The 16,851-nt window shown below is 73.9% G+C and carries 13 protein-coding genes and 1 pseudogene; 7 read left to right on the top strand and 7 right to left on the bottom strand.

The window, feature by feature from the left end; all coding sequences use genetic code 11:
* Nucleotides 1–72: 72 nt before the first annotated feature.
* Both BN344_RS13480 and BN344_RS13475 read right to left on the bottom strand, forming a co-directional pair.
* Nucleotides 73–2,445, bottom strand: a complete 2,373-nt coding sequence (locus BN344_RS13480; RefSeq protein ID WP_040338872.1) for a DUF6049 family protein — start codon at nucleotides 2,443–2,445, stop codon at nucleotides 73–75.
* Nucleotides 2,442–2,918, bottom strand: a complete 477-nt coding sequence (locus BN344_RS13475; RefSeq protein WP_040339259.1) for an NUDIX hydrolase — start codon at nucleotides 2,916–2,918, stop codon at nucleotides 2,442–2,444. The genes BN344_RS13480 and BN344_RS13475 overlap by 4 nt, the downstream gene beginning before the upstream one ends.
* 100 nt (nucleotides 2,919–3,018) lie before the next feature.
* Here BN344_RS13475 and BN344_RS13470 point away from each other — a divergent pair, with 100 nt between their 5' ends.
* Nucleotides 3,019–4,530, top strand: coding sequence for a CCA tRNA nucleotidyltransferase (locus BN344_RS13470; RefSeq protein WP_081788595.1), 1,512 nt, complete (start codon nucleotides 3,019–3,021; stop codon nucleotides 4,528–4,530).
* A gap of 52 nt (nucleotides 4,531–4,582) precedes the next feature.
* Complete coding sequence (locus tag BN344_RS13465) at nucleotides 4,583–5,434, top strand: matrixin family metalloprotease (RefSeq protein WP_051515870.1); 852 nt, start codon at nucleotides 4,583–4,585, stop codon at nucleotides 5,432–5,434.
* 10 nt (nucleotides 5,435–5,444) lie between these two features.
* Here BN344_RS13465 and BN344_RS13460 read toward each other — a convergent pair whose 3' ends face one another.
* Nucleotides 5,445–6,731, bottom strand: coding sequence for an MFS transporter (locus BN344_RS13460; protein ID WP_040338870.1), 1,287 nt, complete (start codon nucleotides 6,729–6,731; stop codon nucleotides 5,445–5,447).
* Between the two features lie 118 nt (nucleotides 6,732–6,849).
* On the opposite strand from BN344_RS13460, the gene BN344_RS13455 reads away from it, so the two are divergent.
* Complete coding sequence (locus BN344_RS13455) at nucleotides 6,850–7,515, top strand: YqgE/AlgH family protein (RefSeq protein ID WP_081788594.1); 666 nt, start codon at nucleotides 6,850–6,852, stop codon at nucleotides 7,513–7,515.
* Between the two features lie 120 nt (nucleotides 7,516–7,635).
* Here BN344_RS13455 and BN344_RS13450 read toward each other — a convergent pair whose 3' ends face one another.
* The 3 genes from BN344_RS13450 to BN344_RS13440 form a co-directional block, all read right to left on the bottom strand.
* A complete protein-coding gene (locus BN344_RS13450; RefSeq protein WP_040338869.1) occupies nucleotides 7,636–8,379 on the bottom strand; it encodes a hypothetical protein in 744 nt (247 codons plus the stop codon).
* Nucleotides 8,380–8,494: 115 nt separating this feature from the next.
* Complete coding sequence (locus BN344_RS13445; protein WP_040338868.1) at nucleotides 8,495–9,574, bottom strand: inositol-3-phosphate synthase; 1,080 nt, start codon at nucleotides 9,572–9,574, stop codon at nucleotides 8,495–8,497.
* Nucleotides 9,575–9,651: 77 nt separating this feature from the next.
* The gene (locus tag BN344_RS13440; RefSeq protein ID WP_040339256.1) at nucleotides 9,652–10,254 is read right to left on the bottom strand and encodes a PadR family transcriptional regulator; all 603 of its coding nucleotides are present in this window, start codon (nucleotides 10,252–10,254) and stop codon (nucleotides 9,652–9,654) included.
* Nucleotides 10,255–10,630: 376 nt separating this feature from the next.
* Between BN344_RS13440 and BN344_RS13435 the strand changes: the two genes are divergently transcribed.
* From BN344_RS13435 to BN344_RS13425, 3 genes are all read left to right on the top strand, one after another.
* Nucleotides 10,631–11,044, top strand: a complete 414-nt coding sequence (locus BN344_RS13435) for a DUF5318 family protein (RefSeq protein WP_081788593.1) — start codon at nucleotides 10,631–10,633, stop codon at nucleotides 11,042–11,044.
* 161 nt (nucleotides 11,045–11,205) lie between these two features.
* On the top strand, nucleotides 11,206–13,707 hold the full coding sequence (locus tag BN344_RS13430; RefSeq protein ID WP_197022316.1) for a transglycosylase domain-containing protein: 2,502 nt from the start codon (nucleotides 11,206–11,208) through the stop codon (nucleotides 13,705–13,707).
* Nucleotides 13,708–13,729: 22 nt separating this feature from the next.
* The gene (locus tag BN344_RS13425; RefSeq protein ID WP_051515948.1) at nucleotides 13,730–15,202 is read left to right on the top strand and encodes a glycosyltransferase family 87 protein; all 1,473 of its coding nucleotides are present in this window, start codon (nucleotides 13,730–13,732) and stop codon (nucleotides 15,200–15,202) included.
* A gap of 81 nt (nucleotides 15,203–15,283) precedes the next feature.
* Here BN344_RS13425 and BN344_RS13420 read toward each other — a convergent pair whose 3' ends face one another.
* Nucleotides 15,284–16,102 (bottom strand): deoxyribonuclease IV, encoded by an 819-nt coding sequence (locus BN344_RS13420; RefSeq protein ID WP_081788592.1) that lies wholly within the window; start codon nucleotides 16,100–16,102, stop codon nucleotides 15,284–15,286.
* Nucleotides 16,103–16,222: 120 nt separating this feature from the next.
* On the opposite strand from BN344_RS13420, the pseudogene BN344_RS13415 reads away from it, so the two are divergent.
* Nucleotides 16,223–16,851 (top strand): annotated as a pseudogene (locus BN344_RS13415) (hypothetical protein); the annotation flags it as partial.

The raw sequence follows: 16,851 nt of genomic DNA, 5'->3' as shown, positions 1-16,851 counted from the left end.
GCGGTGGGGGCAACGGCCGGCGGGCCGGGGAGTCCGGGTCGGGCGTGATCCGCTCGTCGTCGGGCGGAGTGCTCACACCGGGCTCCGCGTCGGCGTCCCCGCGGTGCTGTCGGGCCCGGCCGCGGGCTGGGCACCGGCGGCCCGGGCGCGCCGGCGCAGCACGAAGTGCACCAGCCGGCGGAGGAAGAGCAGCGCCAGGAGCGAGGCCGCCCCGATGGTGATGATCAGCGTGATGGGGCCGTACGAGCCGCTGCGGACCTGCATCTGGACCCGCTCCCCCAGGGCGGTGCCCGCGGGCGTGGTCAGGGTCGCCGTCACCGCGAACCTGCCGGACTGGCGCAGGGTGGTGGGCACCTGCAGCGTCGCCCGCTGGCCGGGAGCGAGGACCTGGACGCCGATGTCGCCCACCGTCAGGCCGCGGCTGCCCCGTGCGCCGACGTCGAGCAGCACGCGGACGGCGAAGGGCAGGTCGTTGCGCACGGTGAGGACGAGCGGGGCGTCGTCGGAGGCCAGGGTGTAGGTGCCGTCGGCGGGCGCCAGCAGGGTCACCTGGTCGCGCAGGCGTTGCAGCGTCGCCGAGAGGTCGGCGACCGCGTCGCGGAACCCGCCGGGATCCGGCCGCCAGGCCACCGACGTGGCGCGGGCCACCGCGGCGTCGAACGCCTGCAGCGCGATGTCCGGATCGCCCTCGATGGCGCCGGCGAGGTCGTTCCGTCCGGCCAGCACGTCGGTGACGCCGGCCAGCCCGGCCGCGTCGAGCTGCACGGCGTCGAACGGCTCGACGAGGTCGCCGCCCTCGCTGAACGGACCGGCCGACAGCTCGTCCAGGGACGCCGGGCGGAGCCACGGGAAGGACGTCGTGGCGGCCATCATCGCGCCGACCCCGTCGGGCCCGGCGTCGACGTCCCGGGGGGCGGTGACCAGGACGGTCTGCTCCGTGTTCTCCGGTGCCTGGGTGGTGAGGACGGCGAGCTCGGCGAGGAACCGCTGCTCGGCCAGGCGGGCTCCCCCCGGCACGTGCTCGCTGCCCGCCACGACGAACGTGAGCCGGGGATCGCTGACGAGGACGTCCAGCGGCGGCCCGGATCCCGTGTCGACGGTGGTGGCCGCGGCGGCCGTGCGGTCGTCGAGCCCGATCACCGCGTCCCCCGAGCTCAGCCCGGCCGGGGCGAGCACCACCTGGTCGACGCCGCCCTCGCGCAGCCGCACCAGCGTCTCCTCGCGGAGCGTGCCGCCGGGCGCCCAGGCGAGGTCCGTGCGGGGTTCCACGTCGAGGACGTCGTCGAGGATCCGGGCGCCGGCGCCGTCCTCCGGAGGGGTTGCGTCGTCGGCGGGGGCGTCAGCTCCCTCCGTCGGCGGGAGGGGGGCACCGGCAGTGGCGTCGGCCGGGGGTCCCAGCGGGTCCTGGGCCGTTCCCCGGGGCGTGCCCGGCAGGCTGCGGGTGACCACGTCGCCGAGGCCGGCGGCGTCGAGCGCGTCGACGTCGACGTCGCCGTAGGGCAGCGCGACGACGGGGTGGACGGCGGTGACCAGCTTCAGCCGGTCCAGGAAGCCGCCTGCCGCGCCGACCGCCGCACCCTGGTCACCGGGGACCTCGGCGCCGGACTCCATGAGCACCAGCTCCTCGACCAGCGCCGGGTCCACCGCCAGCGTCACCCGCAGAGCCGGCACGGCGCTGCTGGACAGCCGCTCCACGACACCGAGGGCACGGTCGAGGCGGCCGCCGGCGCTGACGGACTCGACGAGGCCGTCGTCGGCGAAGTTCCCGGAGGCGGTGCGGTGGGTGCGCTCGGTCAGCGGCCAGAGCCAGGCGACGGCGGTGCGGGTGGTGGGAAGGAGGGGCTGCTGGACGACGAAGGTCGACAGCTCGCCGACCCGGCGGGTGTCGCCGTCCACCGTGCCGTTGACGTTGAGCAGCACGGGGTAGACGCCGTCGACGTCGAGCCGCAGGTCGGCGGAGTCGATGATGTAGCTGAAGTCGAGTTCGCCGCCCGGCTCGATGCTTCCCTCGATCGTCTTGAACGTCGGCACGACCGTCGTGGCGGGGTCGGGATCGCCGTCGACGTCGGCGAGCTCCTCCCGCGTGCGCAGCACCGCCCCCCGCTGGAGGCGGACGTTGAGGTCGGTGACGGTCGAGCTGCCCGTGTTGGTCAGCGTGCCGACCACGCTCACCTCGGACCCCGGGGTCACCGTCCGCGGCTCGAACCGGCTGACCTCGATGCGCACCGGGCGATCGGGGTCGGTGGCGTCGTCGGCGGCGGGCGCCGAGGCCTGGGCCGGCTCGACCGCGGGGACGGCCGGGGCGGCGGAGGCCGGTGGCGCGAGGACGGTCATCGTCAGCAGGACCGGGAGCAGGGCGGCGCGCAGCAGCGCCCTGCCGGGCCGGACGGGACCGATGGCGGCGGCTGGGCGGCCGCCGGCCCTACCGGCAGCCGGCCGGCTCACGCGGTGTCGGCCAGCAGTCCGGGAGCTCGCTCGACGAGAGCCCGTTCGTCGGCGTAGGCCAGCCGGCCGCTCAGCTCGTCCAACGGCACCCAGGCCACCTCGGTGACCTCGACGTCGGCGTCGGACAGCGCGCCACCGACCGCGCGCAGGAGGAAGTGGTGCACGGTCTTGTGCACCCGGCGGCCGTCGGCGACGAACCAGAAGTCGATGATGCCCAGCGGTGCGACGACCTCCCCGATGATGCCGGTCTCCTCGGCGACCTCGCGGACGGCGGTGTCCTCGGGGGTCTCACCCGCCTCGATGTGGCCCTTGGGCAGCGACCAGAGGAGGCGTCCGCGTCGATCGGTACGGCCGATGAGGGCGGCGCGAGGTCCGTGCACGCCGTCGTCGGCGACCACCAGGCCCCCGGCGGACGTCTCGTCGACCCGACGCAGCCGGCGGCCAGGGCGCGCTCGTCCGCCCGTCCCAGCCATGCCGAGAGGGTAGCGCGACTCCGGCGTCCGCTCGGGGAGCATCGCACCGAGCGACAGCGGGGTCCGTTCCCCGTGCGGCGCCGCACTACCCTGGCTGGTCGTGTCCGCCCCGCCCCCGCGTCGTCCGCCCAGGACCGGTGGGCGCCGTGCCGCCGCCGAGCCGGTTCCGCCCGCCGTGCAGCAGACCGTGCGGGAGCTGGTCGACCTGTCCCCCGTGCTCACGGAGGTGGGCGAGCGCTTCACGGCGGCGGGCTTCCAGGTGCACCTGGTGGGCGGCTCGGTCCGCGACGCCCTGCTGTCCGCGGCGGCGGGCAGCAGGCGGGTGCCGGGCGACCTGGACCTGACCACCGATGCGCGGCCCGAGCAGATGCTGGAGCTGCTGGACGGGTGGGCCGGTTCCACGTGGAACACCGGCATCGCCTTCGGCACCGTCGGCGCCGAGATCCGCGGCGAGCGCCTCGAGATCACCACCTTCCGCGCCGACCGGTACGACCGCGAGTCGCGCAACCCCGAGGTCGCCTGGGGCGACTCGCTCGAGGACGACCTGGCCCGCCGTGACTTCACCGTCAACGCCATGGCGGTCTCCCTGGGCCCGGACCGCACGGTCACCGACCCCTTCGGGGGGCTGGGCGACCTCATCCGCCTGCGCCTGCGGACGCCCGGCCCGGCCGAGGAGTCCTTCGCCGACGACCCCCTGCGCATGCTCCGGGCGGTCCGCTTCGTCGCCCAGCTGGGCCTCACCCCCGAGGACGACGTCGTCGCGGCCATGACCGCGATGTCGGCCGAGCTGGGCCGGATCACCGCCGAGCGCGTGCAGGCCGAGCTGTCCAAGACCCTCCTGCAGGACGCCCCCCGCGCCGCGCTGGAGCTCTTCGTGGCCACCGGCCTGGCCGACGTCGTCCTGCCCGAGCTCTCCGCCCTGCGGATGGAGATCGACGAGCACCACCAGCACAAGGACGTCTACACCCACTCGCTGACGGTGCTCGACCAGGCGATCGCGCTGGAGAGGGCCGACCCGGACTCCGGGTCGCCGGACCTGGTGCTGCGGCTGGCCGCGCTGCTGCACGACATCGGCAAGCCGGCCACCCGGCGGCACGAGCCCAGGGGCCGGGTCTCCTTCCACCACCACGAGGTCGTCGGCGCCAAGCTGGTGCGCAAGCGGCTGCTGGCCCTCAAGTACCCGAAGGACGTCGTCGAGGCGGTCTCCCGGCTGACCTTCCTGCACCTGCGCTTCCACGGCTACGGCCGCGGCGAGTGGACCGACTCGGCGGTGCGCCGCTACGTGACCGACGCCGGCGAGCTGCTCCACCGGCTGCACAAGCTGGTGCGGTCGGACTGCACCACGCGCAACCGGCGACGGGCGGCCGCGCTCGCGGAGACCTACGACTCCCTGGAAGCCCGCATCGCCGAGCTGTCGGCCGCCGAGGACCTCGCGCGGGTGCGGCCCGACCTCGACGGCAACGCGATCATGGAGCTGCTCGGCCTTCCCCCGGGCCCGGAGGTCGGGCGGGCCTGGCGCTTCCTCAAAGAACTGCGGCTCGAGCGCGGGCCGCTCCCGCGCGAGGAGGCCGAGGCCGCCCTGCGCGAGTGGTGGGCGGGGCAGCAGGGCTGATCCGCCGGCGTCCCGGGTCGAGGAGCGGGACGCCGCTGCCGACACTGGGTTCGTGGGCACCCTGCGGCGACTCGTACGCGGATCCGTCGTCGTCCTGGTCGTCCTGGTCGCCGTCGTCGCCGCCGGGGCCCTGAGCGGACCGGGCGGCATCCCCTGGGCCGTTCCGGTCACCGTGCTGCCGGGTGCGCCACCGGTGCCCCCGCCTCCGCCACCGCCGGAGAAGCCGCGGGACCGCCCGACCCCGGAGGACGACCCGCGGACGACGCCGATCGGCGTGCCGCTGCCCCCGCCGCCCGGCGGCGGGACGCACGCGTTCACGAAGCTGCAGGACGACGGCGTCACCCCGGTCGCCTACGACCCCTGCAAGCCCGTGCACTACGTCCTCCGGCCGCAGGGGGCGCCCGCGGGTGCGGAGGCGATCGTGCACGAGGCGGTGGCCCGCATCGCCGAGGTGACCGGGCTGCGGTTCGTCCACGACGGGTACAGCGACGAGCCCATGGCGGTGGACCGCCCGATCTTCCAGCCCGAGCGCTACGGCGACCGCTGGGCGCCGGTGCTCATCGGCTGGCACACCGAGCAGGAGGTGCCCGCCCTCGCCGGCGACGTGGTCGGTCAGGCCGGTAGCGCCGCGGTCTCCCTCGGGTCGGGTCCGCGCGTGTACGTCACCGGCAGCGTGGCGCTGGACGCGCCGCAGCTCGCGCCGGTCCTCGATCGGCGCGACGGCCGGGCGGTCGTGGCGGCGATCGTGCTGCACGAGCTGGGCCACCTGGTGGGCCTGGCGCACGTCGAGGACGCCGGCCAGCTCATGTACCCCAAGGTCCAGGAAGAGCTCACCGATCTCGCGGCCGGGGACCTGGCCGGCCTGGCCCGGCTCGGGGCCGGGCCGTGCGTGCCGCAGCTCTGAGGACGCCCGGTCAGGACGCCGGCGCCGGGACGACCCGGCGGCGGATGCGGAGGAAGACCACCGCCGCGAGCAGATAGCCCGCGCCCACGGTGAGCAGGGCCGGTACCGACCGGCCCGTGGCCGGCAGCAGGAAGGCCCCCGCGGCGACGGCCGCGACGAAGGTGATGTTGAACAGCGTGTCGTAGACGGAGAAGACCCGGCCGCGGACGTCGTCGTCGACCCAGTCCTGCACCGTCGCGTCGACGCAGATCTTCACGCCCTGCCCGACCAACCCCAGGAACAGTCCGGCCGCGACGATCGACGGTGGCTGGAACGGCAGCCCGAGCACCACCTGCGTGCAGGCACCGACCAGCAGCAGCCCGACGATCCACCGGACCCGGCCGATGCGTCGCACGGCCGGTGGGGTGAGGACGGCCGCGAGCAGCGAGCCGACCGCCATGGCCGCGACCACCTGCCCGAGACCGGCCAGCCCCCCGGGGAAGAGGCCTCCGGCGCCCTCGAACGGGCCGCGGTAGAGCAGCAGCGTCATGAGCGTGAGCAGTCCGAAGGAGAGGCGCTGCACCCCGATGGCGGCCAGCGCCGCGGCTGCCGGTGGGCGCGCCCAGACGTGCCGGACGCCGGCGACCATGCCGGCGAGCACCGTCCTGGCCGACGGCGCCTCGCGGCGGGTCACGGAGTCGGGTCCCAGGTAGCCGCGGTCGAAGCCCGAGACGACGGCGGACGCGGCCAGGTAGGGCAGGGCCGAGGCCAGGGCGATGGCGGCGTAGCCCGGGTCCCCCGAGCCCGTGAGCGGCAGCAGGAGGAGGGCGGCCCCGCCACCGACCACCGCCGCGATCGCGCCGGACGTCGTGGACAGGGCGTTGGCCGGGACCAGGTCGTCGGTGGTGTGCGGCAGGCCGGCCGACAGCGCGGCCAGGATGAACCTGTTCACCGAGAACACCGCCAGCCCGGCGGCGTAGAAGCCGATGCCGTCGACACCACCCAGGATCACCGCGGCGACCACGGCGACCAGCCCGGCGCGGATCACGTTGGCCAGCAGCAGCACCGAACGGCGGCTCCACCGGTCCAGCCAGACGCCGGCGAACGGGCCCACGAGCGAGTAGGGCAGCAGCAGGACGGCGAAACCGAGGGCGACGTCGAGAGGATCGGCGGCCCGCTGCGGATTGAACAGCACCGTGCCGGCCAGCGCGGCCTGGAAGACGCCGTCGCCGAACTGGGAGAACAGCCGGGTGGCGAACAACCGCCGGAAATCCGCCCGGGCCAGCAGGGAGCGCACCGGAGTTCGCGCCTCCTCCACGCGGCCACCTTAGACGGACGACCCCTCGCGCCCCGCCACGCACGGGTCGGCGGCGGGTCCCTCGCGCGGCCGGCCGACGGACGGCGCCGGGCCCGCCGGGTGATGCACACTGGAGGGGATGAGCCCGGTGCCCGCGTCGCCCGATCCCGAGTCCGGACCGCCCGCGCGGCCCGTGGCCGGCCGTCGTCGCGCGGCAGTCCCGGCGCTGTCGATCGGCGCGATCGAGGACGTGGGCCCCGGCTCCCTCCTGGTGGCGATGCCGACGCTCACCGATCCGACGTTCGCCGAGGCGGTGGTCTACGTCCTCGACCACTCGGAGACCGGCACGCTCGGCGTCGTGCTCGGCCGGCCCAGCCAGGTCGAGATCCGCGACGTGCTGCCCGGCTGGTGCGACCTCGCGGTCGATCCCGGCGTGTTCCACGTGGGCGGGCCGTGCGAGACCGACACCGCGCTGTGCCTGGCCCGCTGTCCGGCACCCGTGCCCGGCCGGGACGCCGCGCTGCGGCGCGTGGCCGGGGACGTCTTCCTGGTCGACCTCGACGAGGACCCCGACCCGCTGGACGGTCAGGTCGCCGGGCTGCGCGTCTTCGCCGGCTACGCGGGGTGGTCGCCGGGTCAGCTGGCCGGTGAGCTCGCCGAGGGTGCGTGGGCCTGCGTGCCCGGGAGCCCGGAGGACGTCCTCGCCGACGTGTCCGGCCCGGAGCTGTGGCGCCGGGTGATGTACCGCCAGACGGGACGCCTCGCCGTCCTCAGCACCGCCCCCTCCGACCCGACGGCGAACTGAGAAAGGGAGCCAGATCGCCCCGCGTCTGGTAGGAAGGGCGTGGGAAGGGGCGGTCTGGGGAAGAGGCCGCCCCTTCCCACTGTCTTCTCCCGGCTGCTGTGCCGGGCCCGGCCCGTCGAATCAGAGGCCGAGAGCCGCCAGCAGCTCCGGATGTTCGGCAGCCGGCGCCGTAGCGGCGTCCGCCGGTAGGTCCAGCGAGCGCGGTCCGTGCTCGGCCAGCGTCGTCGTCACGTCCATGACGCCGGCATCCGGCCCCGCCGGCAGCGGCGTCGTGAACTGCACCAGCACGTCGTGGACGGAGGACACCGCCACCGTGCGGTCCCCCGGCAGCCCGAACAGGGCGGTCGGCCGCCCGTCGATCGAGCGCCGGCCCTGCCAGGTGTAGCCGGCGTCGAGGAAGGCGGCCGGCTCGTCGGCGTGGTCGGCCGAGAGGCCGAGCAGGATGGTCACCAGGACGTCGACCAGCGGCCGGGTGGGCTCGTCGCCAGCGGCCACCGGGCGGCGCAGGTAGGCGGGCCCGACCTCCTCGAGGCCGGGCACGTCCCCGAACCAGAGGTCGTCGCGGGTGAAGAAGACGCTGTGCACGACCTTGCCGTCGTCGGCCCCGCTGACCACCTGCGCACGCCCGACGCCGTCCCGGAAGTCCACCTCGCCGGTGAGCGTGAGCACGGCCCCGGGCCCGTAGGGGGCGGTGACGACGAAGTTCGCGCCGCCCTCCTCGTGGTTGCGGTGGAGCAGCCCCGCCAGCAGCGCCGCCTCGTCCTCGGTGACGGCGTCCCCGGCGTCGCGCCGGTCTCCGCCGTCCGCGCAGCCGGTCACCAGTGCCAGCATCAGCGCGGTGGCGGGGAGCAGCCGGGACAGCATGTCCCGAGCCTAGGCAGCGCCGGGCCGCCATCCCGGTCACGACGCGACAGGGCCCGCACTCCCGTGACGGGAGTGCGGGCCCCAGAGCCTGGTGGAACGGCTTGTCCTACCGGCCTCAGCGCTCGATGTCGCCGCGGATGAAGGCCTCCACGGCGTCACGGGCCTGGCTGTCGTCGTACTGCACCGGCGGCGACTTCATGAAGTACGAGGACGCCGAGAGGATCGGGCCACCGACGCCGCGGTCCTTGGCGATCTTCGCGGCGCGGACGGCGTCGATGATGATGCCGGCCGAGTTCGGGGAGTCCCAGACCTCGAGCTTGTACTCCAGGCTCAGCGGGACGTCGCCGAAGGCGCGGCCCTCGAGGCGGACGTAGGCCCACTTGCGGTCCGAGAGCCACGGCACGTGGTCCGACGGGCCGATGTGCACGTTGTCCTTGCCCATGTCCCGGTCGACCTGGCTGGTGACGGCCTGGGTCTTGGAGATCTTCTTCGACTCGAGGCGCTCGCGCTCGAGCATGTTCTTGAAGTCCATGTTGCCGCCGACGTTGAGCTGCATCGTGCGGTCGAGCTGGACGCCGCGGTCCTCGAAGAGCTTGGCGAGCACGCGGTGGGTGATCGTGGCGCCGACCTGGCTCTTGATGTCGTCGCCGACGATCGGGACGCCCGCGGCGGTGAACTTGTCCGCCCACTCCTTGGTACCGGCGATGAAGACCGGGAGCGCGTTGACGAACGCGACGCCGGCGTCGATCGCGGCCTGCGCGTAGAACTCCGCGGCGTCCTGCGACCCGACGGGCAGGTAGCAGACGAGGACGTCGGCTCCGGACTCCCGCAGCGCGGCGACGACGTCGACCGGCTGCTCGTCGGACTCCTCGATGGTCTCCCGGTAGTACTTGCCGAGGCCGTCGAGCGTGGTGCCGCGCTGGACGGAGACGCCGAGCGGCGGGACGTCGCAGATCTTGATGGTGTTGTTCTCGCTGGCGACGATGGCCTCGGAGAGGTCACGGCCGACCTTCTTGGCATCCACGTCGAACGCGGCCACGAACTCGATGTCCGAGACGTGGTACTCGCCGAAGCGCACGTGCATCAGCCCCGGGACCGACGAGCTCTCGTCCGCGTCGCGGTAGTAGTGCACGCCCTGCACCAGTGAGGCGGCGCAGTTGCCGACCCCGACGATGGCGACCTTCACGGACCCCATGACTCTCCTTCCCCTGGGCCCCCTGTGGGCCCGACGGACGCGGACCGGGTGCGGTCCGCGGATGACGATTGAGCGGCTCAGGGCGCCTGGGCGGCGCCCGGCTCCTCGCGTCCTGCCGTGCTCTCCGAGGCCTCGCGGCGCTCGGAATCGATCAGCTCCGAGAGCCAGCGGACCTCGCGGTCCACCGACTCCAGGCCGTGGCGCTGCAGCTCGAGGGTGTAGCGGTCGAGCCGCTCGCGGGTCCGCGACAGTGAGGACCGCAACCCTTCCCGCTGCCGTTCGACGGTGCGACGGCGGCCCTCGAGGATCCGCAGTCGCGCGTCGGAAGCGGTGTGCCGGAAGAAGGCGAGGCGGACACCGAAGAGCCCGCCGTCGTCGTACGCCTCCGGCCCGGTCTGGCTGACCAGGTCGTGGAAGCGCTCCTTGCCTTCGGCGGTGATCGTGTAGACCACCTTCCCGCGCCGGCCGGTGAGCGGCGGTGCGTCCGCCGGCAGCAGTGCGTGCGGGTCGGGCTCATCGGTACTGATGAGCCCGGCCGCCCGCATCCGCTTGAGCGCGGGGTACAGCGAGCCGTAGGAGATGCTGCGCAGACCACCGAGCACCTGCGCGAGCTGCTTGCGCAGCTCGTACCCGTGCATCGGGGCCTGATGCAGCAACCCGAGGATGGCGAACTCGAGCACCACGCCTCCTCGGTCCTGCGGTCGATGTATCGAGACGATACAACGACATGGTGGTCCTCCGGACCACACCGCGGCCAATTTCCGTTCCCCGGTTGCGCTGAGCCCATCCGTCGCGCCTGCCCGGGACCCTGCGGGCCCCACTCGGCGCGACCCTTCCTCGGTCACCCTCTGCGAGTCCCAGCCGCCTCCTCACGACCACGCAAGACCGCTGCTGTCGTGCCGAGTGGGCCCCCGGAGGGGTCCGCGCAGGCGCGACGGACACGCTCATCGGAAAGGGGGCGGCACGTGGCCGCGGTGCGGCCCGGAGGGTCGCCATGTGATGGTGTCGCGGCTCTCAGACCTCGGCCGGAGCGCTCAGGGCACGTACTCTGGCGCGGTGCCCGGACGTCGATCCGTCGTGGACTACTCGCTGCAGCGGCGAGCCGTCCTGGCCGGCGTGTACGCCGGGCGCACCGGATTGTTCGAGGTGTGCGACGCCAGTCCTTACCTCTCCCGGGCGGCGAAGTACCACGGTGAGGCGACCGATGCCGCCTGCCCGGTGTGCCGCAAGGAGCGCCTCACCCGGGTGAACTACGTGTACGGCGACCACCTCGGTCCCGTGGCGGGCCAGGCCAAGACCCCGGTCGAACTGGCCCGGATGGATGCCGCCCAGGAGGAGTTCACCGTGTACGCCGTCGAGGTGTGCCGCGGGTGCGGCTGGAACCACCTCGAGTGCTCGTACGTGCTCGGTGTCGAGCCCGTGCCCGGGCAGCAGCCCCGCCGGGGCCGGCGCCGGGCCGCCACGGACTAGCACCGCCGCGGGGCGGGCCGGTCGCAACGTCGGACGCCTCCGTCACAGGAGCCCCTGGCGGCAGCGCTGGACTGGCGCCTCCCCCGCACCCACAGCTGAAGACGTCACGCTGCGACCGGGCAACCCCCGTCGCCGAACAGAGTCAGGAAGGAGTTCCTCGCGTGCCCACCCACGACGAGACCTCCCCGGTCGGACCGCGCGCCGGCTCGGTGCGCCGTCCCGCCCCCGCCCGCACCCGCAGCACCGGGGGCGGCGGCGGCTCCGGCCGTGGCTCCTCCGGCGCGCGAGGATCGGCGGGCGGGGCCCGCCGGCCGGCGGTACCTCCGGCCGGTCGCGGTCGTACGACGGCCAGCCGGTCGGGCGCCGACGGTGGCCGTCCGCCCGCGTCCGGTGGCGGCCGCCCGCCCGGCTCGGGTGGCCGTCCGCCCGGTGGACGTCCCCCGGGCTCCGGCCGTCCGGCCGGTGGTGGCCGTCCTTCCGGGGGGAAGGGCCGTCCGGCCCGGTCCAAGAAGCAGCGCCGTAGACGTCGGCTGAAGATCGGCCTCGGCGTCCTCGGCGGGCTCTTCGCGCTGCTCTGCGTGTTCATCGGCGTCGTCTACGCCAGCACCGACGTGCCGAGCCCCGACTCCATCACCAACGCCCAGACGACCGTCGTCTACTACTCCGACGGCACCACGGAGATGGCGCGGCTCGGCGACGAGAACCGCACGAACGTGCCGCTGGACCAGGTCAGCGAGGCCGCCAGGAACGCCGTCCTCGCCGCCGAGAACCGCGACTTCTACACGGACCCGGGCATCTCGGCGACGGGCATCGTGCGCGCGGCCTGGAACAACGTCACCGGTGGCTCCACGCAGGGCGGGTCCACCATCACCCAGCAGTACGTGAAGAACGCCATCCTGCAGAACTCCGAGCAGACCTTCAGCCGGAAGTTCCAGGAGCTCTTCCTGGCCATCAAGCTCGACAACAACTACTCGAAGGACCAGATCCTCGAGAACTACCTCAACACCATCTACTACGGGCGCGGCGCCTACGGCATCGAGTCGGCGGCCAAGACCTACTTCGACGTCCCGGCCGCCCAGCTGACCGCGGAGCAGGCGGCGGTGCTCGCCGTTCTCATCCGCAGCCCCGGGGCGTACGACCCGGCCGACAACCCCGAGGGCGCGCAGGACCGCTGGGGGCTGGTGCTCGACGCGATGGTCGACGAGGGCTGGCTCTCGGCCGAGCAGCGGGCCCTGTCGGTGTACCCGCCGGTGCTGCCGAAGGTCGCGCCGTCGATGGGCATCCCCCCGGGCCCCGAGGGCCTGGTCGTCAAGCGGGCGCTCGACGAGCTGCGCGCGAAGGGCTACACCGACGACCAGCTCTACGGCGGCGGACTGAAGATCACCACGACGGTCGACCTGCGCTCGCAGGAGCTCGCCGTGGCCGCGGTCAACGACGTCATGGAGGGCGAGAACCGGGAGGTCCTGCGCCAGGCACTGGTCGCCGTCGACCCGCGCAACGGCGCGGTCCAGGCCTACTACGGCGGCCCCAACGGCACCGGCACCGACTACGGGATGAACCAGCGGCAGCCCGGGTCGTCGGTGAAGCCCTACGTGCTGGCCACCGCGCTGGACAACGGCATCAGCGTGACGGCGCGCCGGGACGGCAGCGCATCGAAGACCTTCCCGGACCGGCCGGACAAGCCGGTGCGGAACTCCGGTGGCGCGTCCTGCCCCGCCTGCACGCTGGAGGAGGCGATCAAGCGCTCGCTGAACACGACGTTCTACGGGCTGACCTACGAGCTGGGTGCCGAGAACGTCCGCGAGACGATCCTGGACGCCACCGGCCTGCCCGAGACGTGGGAGGGCGGCAACAAGCTGTTCGTCGGCACGCGGACGCTGGCCGACCCGCAGAGCGGCGGCGTGGACTCCGGTCTGGGCATCGGGCAGTACGACATGCGCCCGATCGACCAGGCCGTCGGCTTCGGCACGTTCGCCAGCGGGGGCATCCGCCGCGACGCCTACTTCGTCGTGAAGGTGACCGACAGCGAGGGCACCGTCCTGCTGGAGAACACCGGCCAGGCCGGCGAGCAGGTGATCGACGCGCGGGTGGCCAACGACGTCACCTACGCGCTGCGGGACGTCGCCTCGTACTCGAAGCGCGCGCTGGACGGCGGCCGCGAGGTCGCCAGCAAGACCGGCACCGTGGGCTCCTCGGACGAGGACAACGCCGACGCCTGGATGGTCGGGTACACACCGTCGATCTCGACCGCGGTCTGGATGGGCACCGACGGGTACGACCCGATCGTCGACGCGCGGGGCCGGATCATCTACGGCTCCGGACTGCCCGGCGCCATCTGGAAGCAGTTCATGGACGGTGTCCTCGAGGGAACGCCCAAGGAGAAGCTGCCCACCTCGCCGACCATCAAGGGCGACACCGGCGAGAGCGTGCCCGAGCCGGAGCCCGAGCCCGCCCCGGTGACGGAGACCCCGACCCCGACGCCCACGCCGACCCCGACGCCCACGCAGGCTCCGACGCCCGCCCCGACGCCCACCCCCACACCCACGCCGACACCGACGCCGACCACTCCCCCTCCGGGTGAGGGTGGCGGCGGAGGCGGCAATCCTGCGCCCGGCCGGCCGCCCGGCGATGGACCCCTCCCCGGCGTCCCGGGGGACGACTAGCCGGATCCCGCACACTGACCTCGTGAGCAGCACACCCTCGGGCCCGTCCGCACCGGCGGACGGGCCCGAGGCGTTCCCGGACCGGGTCGTCCCCACCTGGACCGACCCGGCGGCCGCGCAGGCGAGCGAGGCGGTCGGGGGACCCTGGGGGCGGCACGCGGTGACCGGCCGGGCGCTGTTCTGGACCCCGCTGCGGGTCTGCCTGCTCTTCGTCGTCCTGGGACTGAGCCTGGGGTGGGTCAAGCAGGAGCCGTGCGCCGATGGCCGGTGGACCGACGGCCTCCAGTACACCCACCTCTGCTACGCCGACACCGTCCCGTTGTTCGAGCTGTACGGCCTCCGCGCAGGGGAGCTGCCCTACCTGGACTCCGCGGTCGAGTACCCGGTGCTCACCGGCGGGTTCATGGCGCTCGCCGCCGTCGTGGGGCGCGGCTACGACGGTGTCGCGGGGGCGACGAGCCTGCTGCCGGACCTGCCGCCGGTGCACAGCTACTACCTGGTGACCTGCCTCCTGCTGTCGCTCTGCGCGCTGGTCACCGTGCGGGCGGTGCTGGGCCTGTCGGGCCGGCGGCCGTGGGACGCGGCGATGATCGGTCTCTCCCCGTTGCTCGTCGTGCACGCGTTCACCAACTGGGACCTGTTCGCGCTGGCGCTCGCGACGCTGGGCATGTGGGCCTGGGCCCGGCGGATGCCGACCCTGGCGGGCGTGCTGTTCGGCCTGGGAGTGGCGGCGAAGCTCTTCCCCCTGCTGATCCTGGGCGCGCTGTTCCTGCTCTGCCTGCGGGCCGGCCTGCTGCGCACGTGGCTGCGCACGGTCCTCAGCGCGGCGGCCGCCTGGCTGGCGGTCAACCTGCCCGTGGCCCTGGCCGCGCCGGACACCTGGGGCACGTTCTTCCGGCTCAACAGCGTGCGGCCCGCCGACCCGGACACGCTGTGGAACATCGCGCTGCACGTGAGCGGGGACCGGCTCTTCGACGGACCGCTCGCCGAAGGTCAGACGCCCGTGGTGCTCAACGCCGTCGTCGCGATCGCGCTCGTGCTGCTCCTGCTGGGCGTGGGCTGGCTGACCCTGGCCGCCCCCGTGCGTCCGCGGGTGGCCCAGGTGGCCTTCCTGCTGGTCGCCGGCTTCCTGCTGCTCAACAAGGTCTGGAGCCCGCAGTACTCGCTCTGGCTGCTGCCGCTCGCCGTCCTCGCCCGCCCCGCCTGGCGCTCCCTGCTGGCCTGGCAGGCGACCGAGGCGCTGCTGTGGGTTCCGCGGATGCTCTGGTACCTCGGCACGGACAACCGGGGGATCGACGTCGAGTGGTTCTTCCTGGCGGTCGGCCTGCGCGACGTCGCCGTCGTGGTCCTCATGGGTTTGGTGGTGCGGGACGTGCTGCAGCCCGACCGCGACGTCGTCCGCGCCAGCTGGCCGGGCGTCGACGACCCCGCGGGAGGACCGCTGGATCACGCACCGGACGCCGTGACCCTCCCCTCCCGGGCTGGGATCAGGTGACCTGATCCCAGCGCCTCCTCCCTCAGCGCCCACGGTGCGGGAGGACGCGCTGCGGTGAGGGAGGACGGCGCCAGGTGGTCGCTAGGGCTGGGCCAGCGCGGCGCGGAGCAGCTCGATCTCTTCCGCGTGACTCGCCGCGTCGCCCGGGGTCTCCAGGACGATCGGGCAGTCCGCGGCGCGGGCCACCTCGAGCAGCAGTTCGGTGGGGATCTCCCCGTCGGCGAGCGGCGCGTGCCGGTCCCGGCTCGAGCCGTGCGGGTCGCGGCTGTTGTTCAGGTGCACCAGATCGATCCGGCCGGTGCGGGCCCGGACGTCGTCCACCACCGTGGCGAGGTCCCAGCCGGCGGCCCACGCGTGGCACGTGTCGAGCACGAAGCCAGCCCCGAACTCGCCGACGGCGTCGAACAGCCGGTCGAGGGCGTCGAGGTCGCGGGCCATGGCGTTGCCGCCGCCGGCGGTGTTCTCGATGAGCAGCGGCAGGGGGAACCCGCCGTCCTTCTGCTGGTAGGCGAAGGCCTTCCGCCAGTTGTCGACGCCGACCGCCGGGTCGTCGTCGGCGAGCACGTGCCCGCCGTGCACGACCAGGCCGGAGGCGCCGATCGCGGCGGCCGCGGTGGCGTGCGCGGCCAGCAGCTTGCGGCCGGGGACGCGGATCCGGTTGTTCGTCGTCGCCACGTTGAGCATGTAGGGCGCGTGGACGACGACCACGACGTCCGAGGCCAGCAGCTCGGCCCGGTCGGGCCGCGGCTTCGGGTTCTTGTAGCTCTGCGGGTCGGTCAGGAAGACCTGGACCGCGTCGGCGTCCATCTCGGCCGCACGGGCCAGCGGACCGCCGTCGAGCAGCTCGCCCTCCTCGGTCAGGCCGGGGCCGACGTGTACGCCGATCGGGTGGTGAGCCACGCCGAGGAACCCTAGTTCGTCCCTCGATCCACGTTTAGCCGTAACCCCGCTCACACATGATCGTTGGTGCAGCGTGACGGGGGTTACCCACCAGTAGGTCGAGTCGGAGGTTCTTCGCACATGGCACACGGTCGAATCCGCCGGACCGCGCGGCGCGGCATCGCCGTAGCGGTCCTCGGGTGGCTCTCCGTCGCAGCCGCCTCTGTCGTCCTGGCGTCCCCTGCCGGAGCCGCCCCGTCCGCGACCATCGAGATCAGGAACGTGACGCCGCCGGTGGCCAGCGTCGATGCCGGTGGCAGCGTGACGTTCGTCAACAAGATCCCGGCCGAGAACCGCGGCGGGATCTCCATCCCGCTCGTGGGCAGCGTCTCGGCGACCGTCTACACCGACGTCGCGGTGAACTTCTTCGGTCAGGAGCGGAAGCTGGCTCCCGAGCAGAGCGCGACGTGGCGCTTCGACGCGCCCGCGACGACCGGGCTCATCACGTACACGTACCGCGTGGTGCCGCAGGCCGGGCTGTCCGCGAGCGTCGTCAACCAGGTCGTCAACACCGTGACCTCCGGGCTGCCCAGGCTGCCCGCCCCCATCCCCTACGTCGTGCAGACGATCGCCCCCGCGGTCCCCAACCTGCCCAGTGTGGGGCTGCCGCAGCTGCCCCAGGTGAACCTGCCGCCGCTGTCCGCGGCCCTGCCCGGCCCCGCGCCCGTGCCCACGCCCACGCCGGACGCGCCGCTCCCGCCGGCCCCGGG

Origin of the sequence: Candidatus Blastococcus massiliensis AP3 (assembly GCF_000582785.1) — a bacterium.
Taxonomy (GTDB): Bacteria; Actinomycetota; Actinomycetes; order Mycobacteriales; family Geodermatophilaceae; genus Blastococcus; species Blastococcus massiliensis.
This window is presented reverse-complemented; position numbering and strand designations above follow the sequence as displayed.